We start from the raw sequence: 23168 nt of genomic DNA, 5'->3' as shown, positions 1-23168 counted from the left end.
TTCTACTACAACAACACTCTTTTTGTTATTGTAGTAGTTCTCCTAGTGAGAATGATTTTAAAAAATTGCTACTGGATTTAACTTATAAAGGGAATTACCTAACTCCAATTCTAGGGACTAAATAAAAAAAGAGAAGGTGAACTTTATTGTTGTTGCCACCTTCTAAATCCTAATTTATTATTTTTCCTTAAAGTATTCATTTATGAATTCTTTACTCTTTTCATTTACAAAATCTTTTACTGGCTTCAATTTTAACGGCTCACTAACTAGTTCATAAATTAACCCTATTGGGATTCCAAATTTCTTAGTTTCATCAACAAGTTTAGGAAGCATTTCCATGTAATATTGACCACTGACATTATCAAGCATACATTGAAATACTTCTTTGAGTTTACTAAAGTATAATTTCCTTTGGTTTGTATCTTCTAAATCCTGAATCCAATAAATAATGTTAATAATTACTGATTCATTCAGTGGATATAGGTACTTGCTTCGTATCAGTTTTAATAGTAGTTCAATGAATTCCTCGAACGTTGCTAAACCTTCGGATATGATTAATCCAACGATATTTGTAGTATCTGTTGTACCAGTTACTCCGTGATGTAATTTTCGAATAAAAAGGTCATCACATACTAATACCCTATTAGATTTCCTACTTAATTCAATAGAAGAAATATCTTCGTCAAGTATACTCATAGTAATAACTTCATATAACGAATTATCTTCGATTTGGACTTCATCTTTTTTAATCTTAGACAATGTAATCAAAATATCAGTCCAAAATAATTTTCTGTTTTTCTTATCATTTTCATTATATGAATACATTTGTAGTTTCCCTGATTCATTCAGAGATAAAACACCTGATGCTATTTTGGCATGTTTTTGGGACTCTTTTATACCCTCTCTAATACTTTTTTCAACATTAATTGAAATCACACATTTTTGAGGAATCATTTCTAACTTGTTTAACATTCCAAAAGTAGCTAAAACAATAATCGAGCTTAAAGATAAAACATATTCTCTATCTTCGTAAACAGATACTTCGCCCGTATAAAAATGCTGATTCTTATGATTTAAAAGTGAATTAATCATTTCAGAATAGCTATCTATATTTTTTCCTGACAAGTACGAAATGGGCACTCCAATTTCTACACCGAAATTATAAAATTCAAGTTGTTTGTTTCTACTTTCATTTAGGGATTCCATGGTTTTTTTCGTTTTTTCAAGAAATTCTTCAGTACTTTGAGCAGAGTTCGCAATAAAGTATTCGTGTTCAGGATAATCTTCTTGTAGTTTTGTTAAACAGTAATTAAAGAAATATACTTCTAAAGGGACAATATCAATAACTTCATATTCACTATCTTCTAATTTAATTACTTCTCCCTTCTTACCAATTGAGGTTAAGATTAAACTTAAGTCATCATCGGGAAGATAATTTTCCAAACCGAATTTGACTTGGCCTGATTCACTTATGAATTCTCCATGTTTGTGTATAGCAATGTTTCTAAATTTATCATTTGATTTAATTGTAACTACTGAATTGCAAATTACTTCCTCAAGAGTTACATTCTCTTTCTCTTTCTCTTTCTCTATATTAGAAAAATGGAATGAGATGTGACTCATCAGTATTTCTTTTTCAAGGTTTTCGTCTGACAAATATATTGCGCTAATAGCCAAATTTTTGGCTTCATCCCAATTTCCTTGTTTTGCTTTAACAAAAGAAACGAGTTGATGAAATGAGGGATTATTTGCATTTAATAAATATTCTACCTCTTCATTAAGTCCATCAAATTCTCTCTTTTCTAGCTTTGAAGCAACATAATAATAACCATAAAAATCATCAATTCCAAATATCCCCTTATATTCTTCAAGTGTTTTGATTACTTTCCTTGGAATGCCAAGGTTAACTTCCAACTTAGTCTTAAACTGTAATAAAACCTTAAATCTACAACCATTGCTATAAAAAGTTTTTACTTTTTCATAAGTTTCCGTTATTTCATTTAATTCATCTAAATCTTTAAATGTCTGAACATATAAACTCAGCAATGGTTCACAATTTTCAATTCTATCTTCAATTAGTTTTCTTGTATCTTCATAGAATGAGTACTCATTTAAAAGTTCTCCAACAATTCCTAGTTCCTGATCATAAAACGATGCTTTGTTTGAATTTAAATATTCTAGAAGTATGGCTCGCAATTCATCATCTTGATTTACTAATACAGTTTGTAAGACATACCTTAAAAAATATATTGATTTTTCGTTCGCTTCCAATAACCTTATGATTTCATTTCGAATGATAGAAAAACCTTCTAACTCATTTTTTGCTTTAATATATAATGTTACTATGTGAGGATTTCTTCTCGTCTCGGCATCTTCTATTTGCTTATATATTGCTAAGATACCATTCCAATCCTCTTCCTTTGCAAGAATAAAAAATAGATTAATAGTATTAATAGGGTCAAAATCCCATAATTCTTCTAGTATGTCTTTTGCTTCTGTATCCATATAGTTTTTGCAGTATACATCTGCTTTAATGCTCCGAATCAACTTATCTTTATCAAGTTTTTTATCTATATTTTTTAATTCTTCTAAAGCCTTTTTAGGGTTGATAATTAATAAAAGACTAATTTCAAACACCCAATAGTATTTTTCTTCTTCTTCCGAGAAATTCTCTATTAAATATCTTACTTCATTCAATTCATTTATAGTTCCTCTTACTTCCTCAAAAAGCTCATCTGAACCGACAATCCTGTTTCTATTATCAGCAAGTAAAATATTTGACTTGGTAATTAAAGCATTATATTTGTAGACCACTTTACCTGATAATTCAAAAGCTCTCGAATACTCCTTATAAGCTTTATTGAAATCACCATTTCTATTTAGTAAAATGCCATAATAAAAATGTGCTTCATGGTGCTCCTGTAATTCATTTAATAATTCTCCATCTAAAGTAATCATTTCAAGTGCTTTATCATAATTACCTAAACCTAACTCAAAGTTAACATTTTTTAGAAGTATTTTTTCAGACGAATAATTATGTAATTGGAAACGTTCCAGTGATTCATCAAAAAGTTTTTTATCATGGGTTTTGTAAGCAATATAATAATTAATTTCGGCAATATATACTGAATTCCTGTTAATTCTTTCAATCCTTTGAATAATATCCTTAAGTTTTGAGTACTTATTAGAATTTATGAGTATTCTTGCTTTCTGATAATAAACAAATTCCCTTTGGGAAATACTAAGGAGATGTGATGATTCTAGAATTTCTGAAAGCTCTTGTTCAGCTAGGTTAAATTTATTTTGATTAATAATCTCAACTATTTTATTAATTTTATCTTCGGCAAAAATGTTATCTTCTTTCTGCCTGGCAATTTCAAGTACGACTCTATCTACAAGTTGTTCATTATTTTCTACGACTTTATCAGTTATAATAGCTGTTTGAATTCCTGTTTGAAAAGATAGAACGTTGTCTCTTATTTTAACAAATGAATCTACCAAATCATTAAAGTAATCATAAAAGATGTATCGGTCTTTTATAGCTCTTGAATACTTCTCGTAAAACTGATTCACACTTTCAATAGCATTTTCGGCAATCTTCTGTTTGAAATCTAAGATAGATTCAGTCTCAGTTTTATACGATTCGAACACTCTTGTATATATTTCATTTACAAGGTCAGAAGAATTCAAAAATTGTTGAAATGCATATGAATCAACTTCAGTGTTATCATACTTTCTATTGAAATCACTTATTTGTAATCGTATCCGTCCAATAGCCCTTTTGTCATTAAAGTTCATCAAAGATTTTGATGCTAAGTTACTCATTAGACCTTTACTAATCGCTAATGCTACTTCTCCTAATATTGACATTTCACTTCACCTTTCTAATAAAATTCCCCTGAAAAATTACTACCATAAGAGCATTATTTCAAAAAATAAAAATGGTTACAATTATTTTCACAATTTTACCAAATTTTCATAACTATATGCTTATTCTCTTGTCTAATAAAATGCAAAATTTGGTTTCTTCCTTATACAATTTAAATTAATTATATCTTAATAATTTATAATCTACGGTTCCCCATTAAAGTATCGATATTTTTATTTACTTTAACCAAGCCATTTAGTAGACCATCAATGATTTTAATTACAAATAGTAATTAATTAATATTTACTTTATCAATAATCTAATTATTATACGGTAATTATAACCACTGAATTCAAATATTTTAATTGACGTTAATTACTATATGTAATAATATTAAAACAAAAAAGCATAGCATATACCTAGAATGGAGAAAGACCGATATGGAAAATAAAGAAGATATCCTTAAGAATATTGGAAAACGGATAAAGAAGTTCAGAACAGAAAAAGGATTAAGCCAAAAAGATTTAGCCGAAATGCTTTCTCTTGGACAGTCGATTATAGCTTTATATGAAACTGGAGAAAGAGAAATAAAAATTACAACCCTGCTTGAACTTACAAAAATTTTTGATGTTTCTCCTAATGACATTCTTGGTTATGACGACAGTGTTAGTAAAACTGAAAAAAATCGAATTAATTTTAGTGAAATAGAAATTACTATATTTGAGGAAATTAAAAAAAATAAAGACTTCATGGTTTTTGTTAAAGAAAACACACAAGAGAAAATTAAAAAATTATTAAAGCTTTGGAAAAATGTTGAACGTATAATCCCCGGGTGATTATATAAACCAATAAATGTTTAAAAAGGTTTCTTCGGAAATGTGGTTCTAACAATAAAAATTTATTTGACATATTATAAGGTAATAGTGAAAAACAATGAAAATGAGAGATAGAAAATGCTTTTAAACTTTTTTAACAAAGGGGATATATTAATCGTTACAAAGATTGTTAGATGGCTAGGAACGTAAAGGAAAGAATTTTATAAATCTTCACCTATAAATATGGGATTGTTTGATTCCACAGATACGTCAAAGCTTTTAAGAAATATCTTTCTTACAGTCCTGCATGGGAGAGCGAGGATACATGAATGTCGGAGACAGGTATTGCCGTTGCAAAGTCTAATGACAAGTTTAAAGGGAAACCCAAGAATATTATTAAATTAAACAGTTAGAAGGTGAATTGGTGATGAGGAAGATAAATCTTGATGAACTTAACCGGGTCATCATGGAAAGAAGGAAAGAAGTAAACGAACAGATTGCTTTAAGTCTAGGCTCAGACCGTAAGAGAAGACTTAGACCACGTAGCAAAGGGGAAATTGAAGCTTTAAACCAAATCAGCATTGAACGATGGAAAAAAGCAGTTGAAAGAGGGGAAGTAAAAAAATTGGGTCCACGAAAGTTTTATTATGACCATAGATGTGGAATTTAATATATTTTGTCACAATTCCCCCTCTTCTTTAGGCTTATTTTGAACATAAAAATGTCACTTTATTATCTTATCTTGTCATAAGTCAAGATTTTTTTAATATTTAATGTCATTTATCGAAATTCCTATTAAAGTTATAAGTATCACCCTAAATATACATAATGTTAACCATCACAAAAAAATTAATGGAACGTGTACCTTTATTTTTAATATTATTCCTAATAACAGTTCCATAATCATTTATTTTTTTAAAGGATTCACCAATTTCATTATATGAATATGTTAGGAAAAGGAGCATACTTATAGCTGCTGTTAGAGTTATACCGCCGATTGTCCAGAATTTGCTCCCAATCCTTCATGCTCATCGGTGCTCTCTAAGTTAATTTTCCATTCTTACAATTTAAACACCTATGACATTGATTAAGAGAGCTTATTAAGAAAACAAACTATAAAGGCGACCTTTCATTCAGAATCGAATGAAAGGTCGCCTCATTAATTTAAATCTATCATATAGTAATGTTTCCAATGGGACTCGAATAAGCCCTCTATTTTTTAGAAACGTTTCTGATTCTTATAAGAACAGTGTTTTTTTAGTAATTTAACTCTATAAATCACTCAAGCTACTGAACTCACGTTTGGCATTACTTCAATAGCCAATCAAAATACTACAATACGATTAACTAAACACGCTTGAATTTTTTTACAACATCTTTCTTAATAAGCAATTGAAGAAAATCATCATAATTAATTGCATAAGGATTGATAACAAAGAATTTTTTATTGTACTTCATTATCATAGCGTGCTTATCTGTTTTATAATAAGAAATCTTGTTATAATATATTTTGTGAATACGCCCAAAAATGGTTCTATAAACAAAATAGTCAGAATCTTTATTTATCTGAATATTCCAGAACAATCCAACCATAATTAGATATACTCCTAATAGTACAAATGGAGTAGACATTAATAGATTTTCTATAAGTGGGTTTTTAACAAAAATCTTTGGGAAAAGAATGTCCCCAAATGCAAGTACTACGAAAAAAAGTGTTACGAATAACCCCACCCATTTATAAAAACTAGGTAGACGAACAACCGTATTATTTTCACTACTAACATTTTCGTTGCTGCTTAATGATTTCCATTTTACAATACCTACAACGATTCCAATTAGGCCCATCATGATAATCTTGTCAATGTAATTAAAAATCTCTTGCATTTAATTAACTCCTCTTTGGCCCAAAACTTCTAATTTTATGAAACACCATTTTTTAATAGTTTAGCCACTTTGACTTTGAACTCCCATAAGAAGCTACTCCACCACCTAAAAATTGTCCAGCAGACTTAAACGCAGTCTTTTTAACAGCAGCTTTTTTAGCGTTATACATTAGAATTTTTCGGGGGCTTTTTGCAGTTTTAAGAATTCTATTAGATGTTTTCCATACCCCTAATAATTTTGCACCTTTTGCACCAGCCCCTCCAGTAATTCCACCAATGCCACCTACTATTGCGCTGTTTGCATACCCTCTTAGGGTAACACCTTTACGCTTTTGAGCCAAGTATACACTAGAGTTAATAGCAGCTCCACCAATCATTTGTCCAACGACTCCCACACCAGTAGCTGCAAGAGCTCCAGACACTGCACCAACTCCTGCATCTGTCAATGTTTTGCCCAATTTTACTTTTCCACTTGTTCTCCATTGATCATATGCAGATATTCCTGCACCTATTACAGCTCCTATAGCAGCTCCAGCTACGATGTGTGCCCAATGCCCATCCGGATCTACATTCATCACTGGATTATTGTTCGCATAGGAATACCCATTCTGTGTAATCGGATCGTCTTCATCCCCAGGATCTGGGTCCATAGATAAGAATACCCCGTGAACTGGATGATAATACCTTGCCATGAGATAATACATTCCGATTTCTTTATCGTACATGTATCCTGCATACCCAAACGGATTATCGGCTGCGAGTCCTGTTACATCAGATGAAAGCACATTGCCCCATGCGTCATACTGGTAACTGGCGACAATTTTGCCGCTATCATCTGTCATGGCAATGACATCACCATGCGGATTGTAGTGATAATAGAAGGTTTGTCCCTGGGACTTCATTGCAACTAGGATACCACTTGCAGAGTAGATGTAGTGACGCAGCACATTTCCTTTATCATCAGTTTCATATAATACATTGATGCTGTTGCCGTCGTAAATATAGCGAATAGTAGATGTTGTTCCGTTACTTTGTTTTATTTTTTCGATTCTGCGGCCAGCATCGTCGTATTTATATTCGGTAAGTGGAGTCGTTTTTCCTTTTTCCGTTACAGAAATTAATTGGTCTACAGCATCCCATTGATAGGTATATTTATCGTCTGATGTGCGGTTTCCATTTTCATCGTAGCCAATTGACTCTGTCCCGAAATCGGTCAGTTGATTTCCGCTGTTATATTTGACAACTTTACCATTTACAAGATTACGATTTCCAAATTCATCATAGCCGTATGTGTTTTTCCTACCATCAGGTAGTGTTTCTTCCTCCAGTTGATTTAATGAGTCATACACATTCTTAAACACCAGAGGGGCATCATACTTTCTCACTCCACTCCGGTTCCCGTTCTTATCATACTCATATGTTTCTGAAAGAATGGTTTCTCCTGATTTGGTGGCGACCATTAACTCTTTTACCTTGCCGGTGTGATCATAGACAAACGTGGAGCCTGCCCCATTCCCAGCCGTATAGGTATCGACATTCCCTTCTTCATTATAATCAAATGAATAGGTTTTTCCATTGCCGTCGACAATTTTTGTATTTTGGTCAAGGCTATTATAGGAATAGCTTGTTTTTTGATTATAGGAACCTTGAGTGACGGTAAGGTCTTTCACTTTCCCTGTCTTACTGGAAGCTGTATCGTGAAAGGACCAATTGATGGATCCCCCACGGTCGTTTGCCCAACTGAACAAACGATCATTTGTGTCATAGCCATTGGTATAAATGATGCTATTGACATGGTCTATTATCTTTGTTTGGTTGCCATTATTGTCAAGTTCATAGGTGAAGGCATCTTTTGTATCCCGTTTGACATTCGTCAGACGGTCTGCCGTATCATAATTCCATTCTAGTTCATGCTTATTAGGCATCAATGTTTTAGTTTTATTACCATTATTATCGTATTCATGAGTAATTTTTCTGCCCAAGGAATCAATAAAGTTTAGGAGCTTATTATCTTGATCGTAAACAAAAGTATTTGTTTTCGTAATACCTTTAGTGTCTTGGACTATTTTCTCCTCGATATTTCCATTTAGGTCGTAATGATACGTGATAGTGGATTTGTTCGGCAAGGTTACTTTCTCTAACTGATTATCCAACGTATATTCATAACTCTTTTTATTTCCTTTTGGATCTGTCTCAGTTTTCTTATTTCCATACTCATCATACGTAAAGGAGGATGTATTCCCTTCCACATCGGTAGAATCCTGGACATATCCATTGGTGTTATACGTGTTTTTAGAAAGAATGCTACCTTCTATTAATCGGATATCATCAAACCATACTTTTCCTTTATTATTATTCCTGAAAAGAGTATACACATCAATTGATTTTATCCCATATATGCCTGGAGGATTGATGACTACCGCTCCCCTGTTCCATTCATGCGTTCCTAATGGAAACTTTGCATAATAATTAATGGCGTCACCATTGTTATAGGTGACAGTTGCTAAAATAGCATAATCATTATTGAGATTTGTGGTACCGTTATAGGATACATTTTCTGATCGGGACATCCCTGTCAACGTTATGGCTTTTGGTTCAGATTGATTTAACACAACTCGGTTCCGATACCATGTATTAGCCTGAGACTCACTCGTTCTCTCAAGAAAGAGGGAGTAGTTCCCGTCAAAAGGAAGATTGCTAACATTTTTAGCAGCGTCTCCGCAATTCGTTCCAGTACAGGTCCGAACCCATGATGGAATGGTCCCTATATTATTGTCTTCAAAACTGCTGTTGGCAATCGGATTGTAGGAAGATGATACCGTTCCTTTTTCTAGCTGGATATTATCAAACCATGCACTCGCTACGGCCTTAGCATCACCTGTATGATCAATCGTTAACCAAACTACTACATTTGTTGTAGTTGCTTCAGTCGTGAAGGTAAACTGACGCTTTGTCCAATCATATACATTAGATGATATCTTACTAAGATCATTTTTACTTGATTTTACCTTAACATTATTTTTATCTCGTTCTGTTACCTCAAGAACTGTATTTGCGTTTTTCACTCCTGCTGTTTCGATATATCCGCTTAATGTGTAGGTCGTATTGGGCTGAACTGGTACCACTTGAGATGCGGTTACATATCCATAATCCGTAGAGGACGCACTACTATTCAGACGTAGCGAATTTTCCCCCATTTTTTTTGTCTGTGATTCTATCCAACCATCCCCTGAATCTTTCAATGAGGAAATAGTCCAGTTTGTAGGTAACATGTTTTGTGCATCTTCCATGCTTGAATTCTTCAGCAGATTATGGCCAGATGCATAATCACTACTTGCTTCAGTGGGATTGCCATACGAATCATACATCGCTACCGAAGAGGTGAGCGAATTGTTATCCGTGACGGATACTGCATCCGTCTCCTTATAGGCGACAGTCGTCGTTCTGTTTTCATTATCTGTTGCTTTAATGACATCATTATTACTATTGTATTCTGCTTTTTCTGTACCAGATGGATCCGTCACAGAGGTAACATTTCCATATGCATCATATGTTGCCGATTCTTCTTGATTTTTGGGTGTGATCGTTTTGACCAAATTATTTCCTAAATATTGAAAAATTGTTTTCAAGTTCAACTTTTCAATATCAACGGATGATTCAATTAAATTGCCTGAGAGATTATATATAATCGAATTTTTCTTCCCTTTTGGATCAGTAATAATTACTTGCTTGGCGTCAGGGATATATTTTAAGTTTGTTTTTTTATTGACCGGGTCAATTATATCCGTGACTTTTTCATTTTCGTATAGAAAAGTGGTTTTATATTCTTTTTTTTCCGTATGCTTTGGATCATATAAATATTGTAGCAAACTACTATTTTCATAATACCCATACCTGTACAATTTCCCCTTTGGGGTCGTAGAAGAAACTAAATTGTCTGAGTCATAGTCAAAACTAACCTTCTTCTGTTCTGGACCAATTATCTCTCCAATGAATTTTCCTTTATAGTTAAAGGTAAAGGATCTATTTCCTGTAGCATCCGTAATCTTCGTTAATTGATTGTTTGTGTATTCATATTTAACCACTTTACTGTGATCATCGATTTCCGACTGAATTTTTCCGTTCGTGCCAAACGTGGTCTTTGACTTATCTTTATCTTCAATGGTGTAAGTGCCATTGGTTGAATCTTTTGAAGCCTTTAAGTAGACTCCAGAAGGCGCTGAATAGGATTTAGTCGTAGCATCATAAACAAAACGATAGTTGCTTTTATCCCCGGTTGTATAAAGTAAGTCCCCATTAGTAGCTTCCTTTATATTTTCTTCAATCGAACTAAACCAGCCTTTCCCAAATAGACCTGTTTCCTTGTCTTGGCTATTATAGGTCCTGGCAATTGTAATATTCGGTCCATTCCCTGTTAATTGAAAATCCGTTTCATTAATGACAAGATTTCCATTTAAAGCATTAACTTTTCCTCCCACTACATCGATACTAGCCCAATAATCTTTCAAACCAAGGGACGACGTTGGATCAGCGATACGAAATGTTCCATAATCTGACTGAGCGCCAATCTGAGTACCAGCTGGACCGTAGGCGATGACTCTAATCCAATAATCTTTAGAATTGCCCTCTGCCCCCCCGGAATTTCGATAAACAGGTGACGGGTCTAAAGGAAATTCTACTCCTTTTTTATCTGTATGAAGATGAAATCTTTTTTCTGTTGATGAAATTTCTGTATCTGTTGGCCAAAGATTTTGCCCCTCTGTTGACCATGAGGTTACATTTCCAACATTAATTTCATCGTATCCAATTCCATTGTATATCAATACTTTATAACCGGATGCTCCTTTTATTGGCACCCAATTTAACGCGATATGACCTCTAGTAGGATCTAATGGAAATGTGTAGGTAGAGCCTTTGGGTTTATCTACCGGAATTTTTGGTACTGCATACGGTGATCTAGAAATGGAACCATCAGGATATTCCGCTCTTACCACTACCCAATAGGTGGAGTCATTCACCCAAGGAGGTTGGGGAGTTACACCCATATTGGCATTTTTGTATACTAGGGATGGATCTAGCGGTAATTCGTTCCCGCCTCCATCATAATGCAGCTTGTAGACTCCCTTTGAAATTTCAGAATCAGTGGGCCATATCCCTTCCCCTTTCGTAGACCAACTTGTTTGATTGGCATCGAAATCAAAATAGTCATAATCTTTTCCGTTATAAATCCCGACACTATACCCAATTGCTCCTGATACCTTAGTCCAACTGATATCCAGGTAGCCTGTACCATTACCATCGGCTTGAGGAGTTACTTTAGGTTGCACTAAGTCAGGGAATGAGTAGGTAATTGTCAATTCAGGTATGGCAACGGTGTTGTTTTCTGTTGCAACGAATTTTTTCCAATAGGTCTGCCCGTTTCCGCTCGTATGCACGGCAAACCCATAATTAGTTGCCGGATTAGTAGCCCACTTTTGAACCGTACTCTTAACATCAAAAGAAGTCCAATTGTTTCTTGCTACTTTAGTTGTTCCGATATTGGTAACAGATGGACTATTATTCCATGTAATCGTTTTAGGATTCCATGAAGAGTTTGCCTCCGCGAGCCAAACATCTGTTGGTGTTGTACTATAACTCCATATGCAATTGAGCCAAAACTTCGCTTCAACAATCGTAGCCCCTTTTAATGCAGCTAGATCATGCTTTAAATAGGCATAGTTATCCCCTGTTGTACTATCGTAGTATCCAACCTTTAACGTATAAGCACCTTGCCCCGCATCCCAAAGATTTCCTCCTGAATAGTTCGTTGTAGGATACGCTTTAGAAACAAAGGCATCTCCAAAAGCATTAAAACGCGACTTGTCTACTGTGGGATCTAAATAAATTGGAAATACACGGTCAGGGCTTTTTAACCACTCGGTATCGGCAGTTAGGGAGAGAATATATAAATCCTTTTGTACTGTTTCTAATTTGAACGAAATGTTATCTGATTTGGCTGTTTCTCCCGATTCCGGATTCATATTTGAATCGGACATAACCGGCTTCGGTAATGAGAATTTGATATCACCACGATTAGTAAATGTTACCGAACCATCTTCTTCTAGTTTTGGCGTTAAGTTCGTCTTGATTTCATACTTGAAGATATTATGACCAGTATACTGATTCAAAATAATATCTTCCTTTACTGAGTCATTAAACTGAATATTTCTTATATCAACATGAGGAAATACTTGTTTATACGTTATTTTATTATCTTCTACTTCCGCAACAACCTCATTTGCCCTAACCTCACCTGCTTCTCCGTTAGCCGCTAGTATGGAAAAACTTAAGTAGTCATTCCCTTGTTGAAACTGTGCATATTTCCCTTTTTTCATACCTTTCTCAAATTCTACGTCAATCCCTGTATTTTCTGCTTTAACTTTCTCTTTCCCGTTTTCCGCTAGTTTAGTAGATATCTCTTCCCACGTATTCCCTTTTTTAATATGAATAGGTTGGTTGTAGAGTTTCTTTGTGAAGGTTCCATCTTGGTTATCGAAGACTTTTTCCTTCTCTTTTCGTTCTTTTTTCAGTTCTACCGGCTTTTTCTTTTTTGACTGATTATCATATTTATTATGTTCAGACAAATCGAGTTCTTTTGGTTTAGTAGCCAAGGATTCTACTAAATTAACATCTCCTCCATTAATTTCTGAATTTTCCGCAAAACTGTGTACTGGAATGCTAGTAATAATTAATAATAGGGATAGAAAAATCGCCAATCCCTTATGATAGATGTTCACGCAAATCAATCTCCTTTTATTTTCACTTTAAGTGCAACAGTGTTAATTTTATTTGCTAATATTACATAATACAACAATATTTCACAGACAAAATAGCGCATAATTCGACAAATTTTCACCTATTACTATGTTACTTTTTATCTCTTTAGTGTTGAAAAGAGGTCTATTTCAAAATATTTACTTTTCGTTCCCCCTAGCGTGCCCGATTGTAGAAGATCACTTCTTAAAAAACCTTATCCAAGATAAGTACCCGTTCGTATTATTAGGTTCAGCCAGTTATGTCTGTTTGATCATTTTTTTCGATATATGAAATAGTAGATGTGGTAAAAGTCGTACCCGAGGGACTTAATTTCGTCAACTAGACCGTTCACTCCGAAGAAACTGATTGAGGTGGTTGGTACTTCGATCTGGAATAACAACCGTATATGCAGAGTTAGGTGTGCCGGTTAATAAAACTCAAGGAGAGAAAAACGTTGAACCTAGTTATTTGTCTTGATGTTGCAAAAGAAGAAAGTCAGATTCAAGCCTACTTGGATAAAAAACAGCCTTAAAAAATTTTAATGTCGTAAACACTCTGGAAGGAATGGGTAGTTCTTTATCTTGGGTTTTCTGAAGTCTCCTCTTACTTCATTAACCAAGTAAGAAGCAAAGATTAACATAGCATCATTGATGTTTAGCAAGAACTTGTTAAGTACTTCGCTCTTGTTATATACCTTGTATTCAGTATTTATCAATGGCTATAGTTCGTTCTGATAGCAACCAATCAACTTCTTCAGCATTCTTGGTTTTGTATTAATAAAGTTTATACTTATTCACATCTGCAATTCGACCTTTGTTTTAGCACTATTAGGAAGTTACTTCGTTTTAAAAGCTTTTGAGATAGCAGTATTTTGGATAAAGGTGTTTTTATGATTCTTTAATAATTTTGACTAAGGTAGAATGGAAGAAATTGAATATAACGTTTAGAAATTCCGGTTTGTCAAATGAGTTTGAGAATTTGAAGTACATTAGCTAATTGTAATTGTGCAGTCGAATTTTTGGTTAGATTTCTAAGTATTTGTGTTAATCAACCTTCAAGACATCTTATTAGGCTGTAAATTCTTCTTGGTCCACTATAAAGTGTATTTATACAGGTATCCAACAAAATAATTATTAAATATGACAATATATAATAAAATTATTTTTTTCTTCGATTCCAAAAAAAAATGATTTTTGCTCTTTTAAAGGATATGTTATTTATTAATAAAATCACCGACAAACCTTATTATATCAAGGTTTACGATCAAAAATTTGTGACATTATATATTAAAATCCTATGACAAAATATCTTAAAATCTGTGAAATTTTATATTAAAAACCACACTACTTTCGAAAATCCAAATAAGATTCTGCCATTAGGGAGACCAAACAAAAAAATCCGGCAAGGTTCTGCCGGAAAAATGGGGATGCTGGCGGAGAAATGTTTGATTTTCTTTAACAACTGGTACCGGTTGCGGGGAAAATTTTTCAAAAAACTCGCCGGCAAGCTAATCATGAGGCAGAACTGTGGCGTATTTTGTAGGATGAATTGCTTGTTCACGATAGAGTGTATTTAGTCGAATAGAACCGCTTTTTCACGATATTGTATATTTTGTCAAATGAACATTTTTTCATTATGGCGTTTTTTTAGATTAAATGTGAGGATCTGTGTGGGTGTTTCGAGTAAATTCTGATGAGGCCTCTTTCCCTTAGTTCAAACTGCTGCTCCTTTATGAGCCATTCCAGCTGACTGACGCGTTTTTGTAGGCTGTCGACATTATGGTTAGCTTTTCCAACCATTTTAATTAAGCTCTCTAAAAGCTGCTCCAAGTTTCTAGCATCGTCATCATGATTATCCAATTGGCACTTCCTCCTGCTTTTGCTCAGGAACGACGCCCTGTGGCTTGGCGCCTAAGAAACGGACCGTTTCCGCGACCACCTCTGTCACGTACACCCTTTTGCCCTCTTTATTATCGTAATTCCGCGTTTGCAGCCGGCCCGTTATCCCGACGACTGAACCCTTGCGGCAATATTGGCACGTATTTTCCGCGGCCTTGCGCCAAAGTGTACACTGAACGAAATCGGCGTCAATCTCACCATTGTGGTTGCGGAAGTGGCGATTTACCGCTAACGTAACGTGGGCGACCGGCGTCCCTTCAGGTGTCACTTTTAATTCTGGGTCTTTGGTCAATCGACCGACAAGCGTGACCTGATTGATCATGTTTTCATCTCCTTTTCGTTTGATGGTTTTATCATAGCGCCAGGCCTTTATAGTTGTAAAACAACGATAAGGGTATTTTCGCGGCTGATTTTGCTCGATAATGACATTATTAAGCTGGTTTTTGTAAAATAGTGCTGATTATTTCCCTCCATAAAATGATATTCTAAATTTCGACAAATATTTTTCGACATTTGTTTCTGGCAAACGTATGTTATAATTTAGAAAAAATAAACAGGAGGTTGCGATGAAATCTTTTAAGTTATACTCATTGGAAGTTGTGGATGATGATAGGTCGGTGGAAGTTCCGTTAACAGATGGCTTGATTCTTAATAAGGAAGACGACCGCTACACCTGGCTGCTTGAGGCTTATACAGATCTGTCCCTCTATGATTATTTTAAAAAAATTTCCGAGCAAAACCGCGACATCATCGTCGAAGCGGTGATCACAAAAAAAGAAAATGACCCTGCCTATTTTCAAACAAAAATTTGCTCATTGAATAAATTTGAAAAGCATATTAGCGTTTTATTTGAAGGCCATCTCCGCCGCAATAAAAGTGACTACTCGGAGCTGTTACTTGATATCCTCCTCCAAAAGGGCCTAAATGGTCCGGAACTTCTCAAGGAATTCAAGGAAAAAATGAAGAGTAAGCCTAAGATAAAAGTAAAAAATCCTTAATTTTAACTAACCAGTCTCCGGGCTGGTTTTTCTCTTTCATAAGGAGTTAATTTTTGCAAATTATGTTGATTTTTCGACTATTTCCATTGATACTAAAAGTATTCGGCGAAAAAGGAGGGGGATATTAGTTGAAGTATGGAATCAGTCTTATTATTGGTATTATTATTGCAATTTATTTGGCGGTTGATGCGCCTAAACACAACAAAAGGCCTTGGCTTTGGGCGATTTTAGGATTTTTCTTTGGCCCAATTCCACTAGGGATTTATTTAATTCAAACCGGCCGTAAAGTGATTGGTTGGATTATGCTGGTTGTCGTTGGTTTATTTTATATTTTTCTCATCTTTATAGTGGTCATCGCAGCAGTGCTTCTTTCAAGTGGCAATTTTTAAGCGGCTGATGGAGTCAAAAGGGACAGGCCCACGCCTGTCCCTTTTCTTTATTCTTCTTTGTTATCAGGCGTTGTGCGGTCAATATCGTTTTCGATAGTGTCTTCCTTTGGCGTATTGTTGTTATCGTAGGGTCTTTATCCGTGTCTGTGTTTTTGTTCTCAGGCTCCTGGTTGCAGCCAAATTTATCCGATTCCACATGAAAAAACGACCGAGATTGCTCCCCGTCGTTTCATTCTGCTATTATCATCATTCTAGTAAAGATTATTCTTTTTTGCCACCTAGAGCGAAGGTGATTTCCGCTTCGCAGGCAATCTCGCCATCCACAGTCGCTACGGCTTTACCCTTTCCGATTGGCCCGCGAAGCCGCACGATTTCCACCTCTAGCCGGAGTTGATCGCCAGGCTTCACTTGCTTTTTGAAACGGCAATTGTCAATGCCTGCAAAAAAAGCTAAGCGGCCACGGTTTTCTTCTTTTTTCAATACAGCGACAGCCCCGACCTGTGCGAGTGCTTCGACGATTAAGACGCCAGGCATAACCGGATAATCTGGAAAATGGCCATTGAAAAACTCTTCATTGGCTGAAACATTTTTTATCCCGACAGCTCTTTTGCCTTCTTCTACTTCCAAAATACGATCCACTAACAGAAATGGGTAGCGATGCGGAATGATTTCTTTGATTTGATCAATATCTAACATATGATTTAGTACCTCCTACTAGTATCAAGTATATATTCCCTATTCTACTATTAATGCTACACAAAAGGGAAGGGATTTCAGTCCCTTCCCGAGTTAATTTACTTTTTCCATGTGCTAATATTGCAGCCTTACTTATTTCATGAGTTATAGTCTACCCAAAGATGGTATTTTGTTCCCTTCTTTTTTCCATGAAAAAAATCTGCAAATAAGAAGGGATTCTCCACCCTTCATCTTTATTCCTTATTCACTAAATCACGAATATGCGTCCAGGTTGACTCTTTGAAAACATCTGCCACTTTCCCATCTCCAAGTATTCCGTACCCAACAGCTGCCCCAGCCGTTAAACTGATGAAGGTGAATACAACTAATAGGACAAGGCGAAGCCACACCGGAATCAGGCGAATGCGGATCCGCTTATTTTTCTGAGGATCCGACTTCGTTTCGACTTCGGCCCTATCAGCCTTCGCATCCTTCGCCTTTATCTTTTGCTCAGCCTCATATTTGGCCTTTTTATATTCTTCTCTCGTTTTCGATTGTTCCTGGCTTAGATTATTCACAGACATATTATTTCCCCTTTTACTGCACCCGTTAATACCAGCTTATGTCCACGGCTTCAGTGAGTTAATACATATTATAACCAACTTTGGTTTTCGACTATTTATAAAATTGCAGTTGTATTTATTCTATTATAAGAAATTATTCATAATTACACATTAACTTTTTGCAAGAAAAAGTCAATCCTTGCAAAAATTACGCAATATTTGCAATTAGATATTGTTTTTTTAATATAAAATACCTAAGGCTAATCATTTCAATCAGCCTCAGCCGCTAAATCTCCAGGTAAAATAAAAAAAGTCCAATGAGCGTGGCTTATCCTGCCTGCTTCATTAGACTTTTTATTTGCTGCTAGCCATGACTTTGATGGTCTGATGTCTTACAACAGCTTAAACGAATTTTTTAACTATAGCGATTACTAATTTTCTGATTAGTATTCAACCAATGAATGGCACAAACGAATCCCAATCTTCTTTTTTCAAAAATGAACTTGTTCTTACCCTAACTTCCGGCTCGGAATCCGATCGATATTATCAAGCATGATGCCTGTACCAATCGCTACGCAATCCATTGGATTTTCAGCAACGAGAACTGGAACCTTCAGCTCGTCCGCAAGCAGCATGTCAATTCCATGTAGTAATGCCCCGCCGCCAGTTAAGATCACACCGCGGTCGATGATGTCGGCAGAAAGCTCGGGCGGTGTGCGCTCAAGAACACTTTTTGCAGCCTGAACGATAACAGACACGGATTCACGCAATGCGCCTTCGATTTCTTCAGAACGAACGGTAATCGTGCGCGGTAAACCGCTCACCATGTCACGGCCGCGAATTTCCATTTCTTCTGAACGGGAGCCAGGGAATACTGTACCGATATTGATTTTAATATTTTCAGACGTACGCTCCCCAATTAACAGCTTGTACTCGCGCTTGATGTAGCTGAGGATTTCCATGTCGAACTTGTCGCCGGCCATTTTTATGGAGGAAGAAGTTACGATATCGCCCATTGAAAGCACTGCAACATCTGTCGTTCCTCCCCCAATGTCCACTACCATGTTCCCGCTTGGCTGGAAAATGTCCATCCCTGCGCCAATTGCAGCCACCTTTGGCTCTTCTTCTAGATAAATCTTTTTGCCGCCGCTTTTTTCGGCAGCTTCTTTGATTGCCTTTTGCTCCACACTAGTGATGTTTGTTGGGCAGCAAATCAAAATTCGCGGCTTCGATAAAAAGCCTTTCACATTTAGCTTATTAATAAAATGCTTTAACATTGCTTCTGTAACATCAAAGTCAGCGATGACGCCATCTTTCAACGGGCGAATCGCGACAATATTCCCAGGTGTACGTCCGACCATGCGGCGAGCTTCTTCGCCAACAGCCAAAACACGGTTTGAATTCTTATCAATTGCCACAACAGATGGCTCATTTAACACAATTCCACGACCCTTAACGTGAATCAAGACGTTAGCCGTTCCTAAATCGATTCCAATATCCCTTGCAAACATTCTCTTTTCTTTCCTCCTTGAAAACAAAAATCCTCATACTTTACCTAATTGTATATTTTATCATATTCATTAAAATTTCCATAATGATTTGATAAAATAAGTAGAATTTTGTTGAGTACTGTCAGAATTGGAGAATTCCAAGAGAACAATGGGTTTCCTTCCTTAAATTACATGGATTTCCTGAAAAAATGATGGATCACAATTAAAAAAGTCAGTTATAAAATTACCTGAAAGACACAATTTCTTCAAAAAAACTATAGAAAGTTGCGGATTATTTAACAGCCTCGCCTTCCTGTTCTTCTTTTTGATATTTCATTTTGGTCGCCTCTCCACCCCGGAGGTGCCGGATCGATTTATGATAATCTAGAATTTCTTTTACCTCGTTTGCCAGTTCTGGATTAATTTCAGGAAGTCTCTCTGTCAAATCCTTATGGACTGTACTTTTGGATACGCCAAACTCCTTCGCAATCACGCGAACCGTTTTCCTCGTCTCCACGATATACTTTCCAATCTTGATAGTTCTCTCTTTGATGTAATCGTGCACACTCTCGCCCTCCCTAATATGGATGTGAGTAGTGTGAAATAAGGGCCCGCTTTCACTCCAACGATTTCTGCTTCCGCTGGTGTCAGGCACCAAAAAGGACATTTGTACGCGTCCGGTGGACACTATCCTAATTTGGTTTCATCTGGCGCCACGCGGATGAAGGTAATATACCTTCTGAAATACAATGAATAATCATGTCCCTGACTGGATACCCGCTAACTTCAAACGACTCCTCACCTCAAACACTCTCTTTGTAAAGGTTTGTAACAGTTTATTAGCTTGGATACGGGTTTATGCACAAAATCCACATTCAGGACCATTCAAATCCGAAGTTTTTTGAAAATAGGACAATAAAACGTTTTTCGACAACCGCCGATTTGCCCGTGCCGCTAGGTTTTATCTAAGAAATTTGCCTACAGCTGTGTTATTTACTTAGAAATTTGTCGAGAGAAAATTTTTTTCCACACTCCCGAAAACCCCTTATTTTTTCTTCAACTGACCTAAACTAGTAATTTCGAGGGGCTATTGATAATTTTAACGATTACGGCTACGGGCTCAAATATATCCCGTTTCCTCGACCTTCTTTTTTCAAGTATTATATAATGGTCATACGTTGATCAGAAAGGATAATAACCATGACACCTTTTACAGAAGCTGTGGTTGAAATCATTCGAAATATACCGGCTGGCAGGGTCATGACCTATGGCCAGATTGCTAGCCTCGCTGGAAGCCCGCGCGCTGCCCGCCAGGTCGTCCGCATTCTCCACTCGATGAGCAGGGCGCATCGCCTTCCCTGGCACCGCGTCATTAACGCTAAGGGGCAGATTGCCCTTCAAGATGACGATTCCTACAATGAGCAATGGATGTCACTTGAGGCGGAGGGGGTTGTAATTGGTCTTAACGGTGCCATCGATTTGGGAGTATATCAGTGGAATCCACACGTATAAAAAAATAGCTAGGGAGAGATTTAATTGCCAAGTGTCTCCCTAACTATTATTGATTTTCAAACCTTTTTTGCGGGACACCACACGTGCCTCATTTCAATTTCATATAAATATTCTTCACCTTTTTCACCGGTACCTGTGAGCCGCCACGCCCCTGGACATCCTCAACCATCATCGCGACCATTAGGCTTGGCGAATCCGCGTTATAAGCGATAAACCAGCCGTTCTCTGCTCCGGTTTCTCCTTGCTTCTGCTTGATTTCCGCTGTCCCTGTTTTTCCTGCGAGTGGATATTCCGCCATTTCAGCGGCATGGGCTGTCCCACCTGCGTCGCCAACGACCTTCCGTAAATCAGCTGCAATCAGACCTGCCTGCTCCCCTGTGACCACGGCCTCCTTCAGTACCTGCCCTCGTTCTTCCTCATCTAATAGAATCGGTTTCATCATATTGCCATTATTCATAAACGGAGTATAGGAGGTCAGCAGATGAACAATGCTCATTTGAATTTGCCCCTGACCGTAACCCGAGTCGGCAAGCGCAATATCACTGTCCATCCGGCCGATAGTCGATGTCTCCAACGGATACGGGTATTTAAGCTTCTCCTCAAAGCCAAACTTCTTCAGCCCGTCCACGAACGCTTCTTTTCCTGTTTTCAACGCTGCCTGGGCGAAATAAATATTATCGGAAAAGACGAGCGCTTTTTCCAGGTTAACCGGACTTCCCACATGGACCCGTGTCACAAAATAGCCGCCCCATGAGTTGTCCTTTTGCCATTTCGGCCCGAGGATGGCCACCTGCTCAGCCGGGTTGACTGCCCCACTTGCAAGCCCGATAGAGGCCGTAATTGCCTTCATGACAGATCCCGGGGCATACGCCTGGGTAAAGCGTGTCGTCAGCGGCTTCCGTTTATCCTCCTGTAACGCCTTCCATTCATCAGCTGAAAAGCCGAGCGCCGCCTGATTCGGGTCAAACGCCGGGCTACTGACAAGTGCCAGCGTTTCACCGTTAACAGGGTTCATGGCTGCAGCGGTACCAGCTTCTCCGGCCAGTTCGTCATAAATCACCGCCTGCAAATCGGCATTGATGGTCAGCTTAATATCCTTCCCGTCCACTACTGCCTTTTCTGCGAGCACAACATCTGTTCCGTCACCCTTCTTTTTAATGATGATTTTGACACCGCTCTCGCCCTTTAACTTCTCGTCCAACACCTGCTCAAGGCCCCGTTTGCCAATGACATCTTGACTAGTGTAGCCCTTATCCTTTCGCTTTGCCAGCTCGTCCGCCGTTATCGCGCCGACATAGCCCACCAGCTGCGCTGCTGCCTCCTTGTAAGGGTAAATCCGTGCCTCCACTTTCCGCGTCTGTACCGGCTCGAGCGCGACCAACTGGGCAACCCGCTCCTTGTCCTCCATCGATACCTTTTTCAGTGGTACAAACTGCCCAGGTTTCACCCAGCTTGCGCCGAGTGTCTTGTTAATTTGCTCAGGCGTCATTTTTAACAGGGAAGCTAATTGCTCGATAACAGGCGCCTCTGCCTTTCCGGCTACCACGCCCACTTCATACACCTGCCCGTTCACCGCCAGCCCGGTACCATTACGGTCGACAATCTCCCCTCGTTTTGGCGAAGTTGTCCTTAATCCAATCGTGTCTTCTTCCTTTAAATCCGGAAAAATATACTCAGTATTCCAGTCTACATACCAGTTTTTCTTATTGTCTCTTTCTTCCTGATGCAATCTAGCTTTTTGGGTAAATTGAATCGTTCCTGCAATGCTGTTCATTTTAGCGCTAAAGGAATAGTTGGCTTGTTCTTGATCTGCCTGTTTATCCTTTTTTGGCTCTTTGAATTTAATCTTGAGGTTAGTAATCTGAAGATCTTCGTAAATTTTTTGATAGCGACTCGTAAATTCTTCTTTGGTGATTTTCTGTTTCGCATCCTTTGAAAGATAATCATACATCTGAGTAAACTTTTGCTGATTCCATAGAGCTATGTATTCAGAGAATCTTTCCTGTGGTGTAGGCTCCTTACTGCAGCCAGTAAACACTAAAACAACAATCAGCAGCAAGAACCCTGCTAATTTCCTCAACCAAATCCCCCCCTTTTATTACCATTCTAACATATATGCACCAACAAATCGTTTTAACGCAAAAACATGGTGTCAGGCACCATAGAAATACATTTGTCCTCGTTTGGAGAACATTTTCTTGAGGTGGGTGTCTGCACCACTAATAGCACTAGTAAAGAAACAATAATTTCGCAGCAATAATCTTATTTACATGGTGAAAAGA

At 37.0% G+C, this 23168-nt stretch carries 15 protein-coding genes; 5 read left to right on the top strand and 10 right to left on the bottom strand.

Features of this window, described 5'->3' with window-relative positions:
• Positions 1-177: 177 nt before the first annotated feature.
• On the bottom strand, positions 178-3870 hold the full coding sequence (locus RTR43_RS06395) for a tetratricopeptide repeat protein (RefSeq protein ID WP_312470502.1): 3693 nt from the start codon (positions 3868-3870) through the stop codon (positions 178-180).
• 438 nt (positions 3871-4308) lie between these two features.
• Here RTR43_RS06395 and RTR43_RS06390 point away from each other — a divergent pair, with 438 nt between their 5' ends.
• Together RTR43_RS06390 and RTR43_RS06385 are read left to right on the top strand one after the other, a co-directional pair.
• A complete protein-coding gene (locus RTR43_RS06390; RefSeq protein ID WP_312470501.1) occupies positions 4309-4704 on the top strand; it encodes a helix-turn-helix domain-containing protein in 396 nt (131 codons plus the stop codon).
• Between the two features lie 406 nt (positions 4705-5110).
• Positions 5111-5353, top strand: a complete 243-nt coding sequence (locus RTR43_RS06385; protein ID WP_312470499.1) for a hypothetical protein — start codon at positions 5111-5113, stop codon at positions 5351-5353.
• Positions 5354-6030: 677 nt separating this feature from the next.
• On the opposite strand, the gene RTR43_RS06380 is transcribed toward RTR43_RS06385, so the two are convergent.
• The 4 genes from RTR43_RS06380 to ssb all read right to left on the bottom strand — a co-directional run bounded on the left by RTR43_RS06380 (position 6031) and on the right by ssb (position 15581).
• Positions 6031-6567: a hypothetical protein gene (locus RTR43_RS06380; protein WP_312470498.1), complete on the bottom strand. Its 537-nt coding sequence runs from the start codon at positions 6565-6567 to the stop codon at positions 6031-6033.
• Between the two features lie 52 nt (positions 6568-6619).
• Positions 6620-13342, bottom strand: coding sequence for a DNRLRE domain-containing protein (locus RTR43_RS06375; RefSeq protein WP_312470497.1), 6723 nt, complete (start codon positions 13340-13342; stop codon positions 6620-6622).
• 1665 nt (positions 13343-15007) lie between these two features.
• The gene (locus tag RTR43_RS06370; RefSeq protein ID WP_312470495.1) at positions 15008-15220 is read right to left on the bottom strand and encodes a hypothetical protein; all 213 of its coding nucleotides are present in this window, start codon (positions 15218-15220) and stop codon (positions 15008-15010) included.
• Positions 15213-15581: a single-stranded DNA-binding protein gene (gene ssb / locus RTR43_RS06365; protein ID WP_248734239.1), complete on the bottom strand. Its 369-nt coding sequence runs from the start codon at positions 15579-15581 to the stop codon at positions 15213-15215. Before ssb ends, RTR43_RS06370 begins: the two co-directional genes overlap by 8 nt.
• A gap of 244 nt (positions 15582-15825) precedes the next feature.
• On the opposite strand from ssb, the gene RTR43_RS06360 reads away from it, so the two are divergent.
• Together RTR43_RS06360 and RTR43_RS06355 are read left to right on the top strand one after the other, a co-directional pair.
• A complete protein-coding gene (locus RTR43_RS06360) occupies positions 15826-16257 on the top strand; it encodes a YwpF-like family protein (protein WP_312470493.1) in 432 nt (143 codons plus the stop codon).
• Between the two features lie 128 nt (positions 16258-16385).
• A complete protein-coding gene (locus RTR43_RS06355) occupies positions 16386-16646 on the top strand; it encodes a hypothetical protein (protein ID WP_312470491.1) in 261 nt (86 codons plus the stop codon).
• 261 nt (positions 16647-16907) lie between these two features.
• Here RTR43_RS06355 and fabZ read toward each other — a convergent pair whose 3' ends face one another.
• From fabZ to spoIIID, 4 genes are all read right to left on the bottom strand, one after another.
• Entirely contained in the window at positions 16908-17342 is a 435-nt protein-coding gene (fabZ, locus tag RTR43_RS06350; RefSeq protein ID WP_248734241.1) for a 3-hydroxyacyl-ACP dehydratase FabZ, read from the bottom strand.
• A 233-nt stretch (positions 17343-17575) separates the two neighbouring features.
• Positions 17576-17905 (bottom strand): DNA-directed RNA polymerase subunit beta, encoded by a 330-nt coding sequence (locus RTR43_RS06345; protein WP_312470490.1) that lies wholly within the window; start codon positions 17903-17905, stop codon positions 17576-17578.
• Between the two features lie 488 nt (positions 17906-18393).
• A complete protein-coding gene (gene mreB / locus RTR43_RS06340; RefSeq protein WP_248734243.1) occupies positions 18394-19395 on the bottom strand; it encodes a rod shape-determining protein in 1002 nt (333 codons plus the stop codon).
• A 271-nt stretch (positions 19396-19666) separates the two neighbouring features.
• The gene (gene spoIIID / locus RTR43_RS06335; protein WP_090762775.1) at positions 19667-19939 is read right to left on the bottom strand and encodes a sporulation transcriptional regulator SpoIIID; all 273 of its coding nucleotides are present in this window, start codon (positions 19937-19939) and stop codon (positions 19667-19669) included.
• Between the two features lie 635 nt (positions 19940-20574).
• Here spoIIID and RTR43_RS06330 point away from each other — a divergent pair.
• The gene (locus tag RTR43_RS06330; protein WP_312470484.1) at positions 20575-20886 is read left to right on the top strand and encodes an MGMT family protein; all 312 of its coding nucleotides are present in this window, start codon (positions 20575-20577) and stop codon (positions 20884-20886) included.
• A gap of 88 nt (positions 20887-20974) precedes the next feature.
• On the opposite strand, the gene RTR43_RS06325 is transcribed toward RTR43_RS06330, so the two are convergent.
• Complete coding sequence (locus RTR43_RS06325; RefSeq protein WP_312470482.1) at positions 20975-22966, bottom strand: penicillin-binding transpeptidase domain-containing protein; 1992 nt, start codon at positions 22964-22966, stop codon at positions 20975-20977.
• Positions 22967-23168 lie beyond the last annotated feature (202 nt).

It is taken from the genome of Neobacillus sp. (assembly GCF_031988165.1).
In the GTDB taxonomy this organism is placed as follows: domain Bacteria; phylum Bacillota; class Bacilli; order Bacillales; family Cytobacillaceae; genus Neobacillus; species Neobacillus rhizosphaerae.
This window is presented reverse-complemented; position numbering and strand designations above follow the sequence as displayed.

What these genes read in the sequence shown, in the direction of transcription:
- RTR43_RS06385 (WP_312470499.1), top strand. Translation starts at nt 5,111, where the DNA reads ATGAGGAAGATAAATCTTGATGAACTTAACCGGGTCATCATGGAAAGA.
- RTR43_RS06395 (WP_312470502.1), bottom strand. Translation starts at nt 3,870, where the DNA reads ATGTCAATATTAGGAGAAGTAGCATTAGCGATTAGTAAAGGTCTAATG.
- RTR43_RS06345 (WP_312470490.1), bottom strand. Translation starts at nt 17,905, where the DNA reads ATGTCTGTGAATAATCTAAGCCAGGAACAATCGAAAACGAGAGAAGAA.
- RTR43_RS06390 (WP_312470501.1), top strand. Translation starts at nt 4,309, where the DNA reads ATGGAAAATAAAGAAGATATCCTTAAGAATATTGGAAAACGGATAAAG.
- RTR43_RS06380 (WP_312470498.1), bottom strand. Translation starts at nt 6,567, where the DNA reads ATGCAAGAGATTTTTAATTACATTGACAAGATTATCATGATGGGCCTA.
- fabZ (WP_248734241.1), bottom strand. Translation starts at nt 17,342, where the DNA reads ATGTTAGATATTGATCAAATCAAAGAAATCATTCCGCATCGCTACCCA.
- RTR43_RS06330 (WP_312470484.1), top strand. Translation starts at nt 20,575, where the DNA reads ATGACACCTTTTACAGAAGCTGTGGTTGAAATCATTCGAAATATACCG.
- mreB (WP_248734243.1), bottom strand. Translation starts at nt 19,395, where the DNA reads ATGTTTGCAAGGGATATTGGAATCGATTTAGGAACGGCTAACGTCTTG.
- RTR43_RS06360 (WP_312470493.1), top strand. Translation starts at nt 15,826, where the DNA reads ATGAAATCTTTTAAGTTATACTCATTGGAAGTTGTGGATGATGATAGG.
- ssb (WP_248734239.1), bottom strand. Translation starts at nt 15,581, where the DNA reads ATGATCAATCAGGTCACGCTTGTCGGTCGATTGACCAAAGACCCAGAA.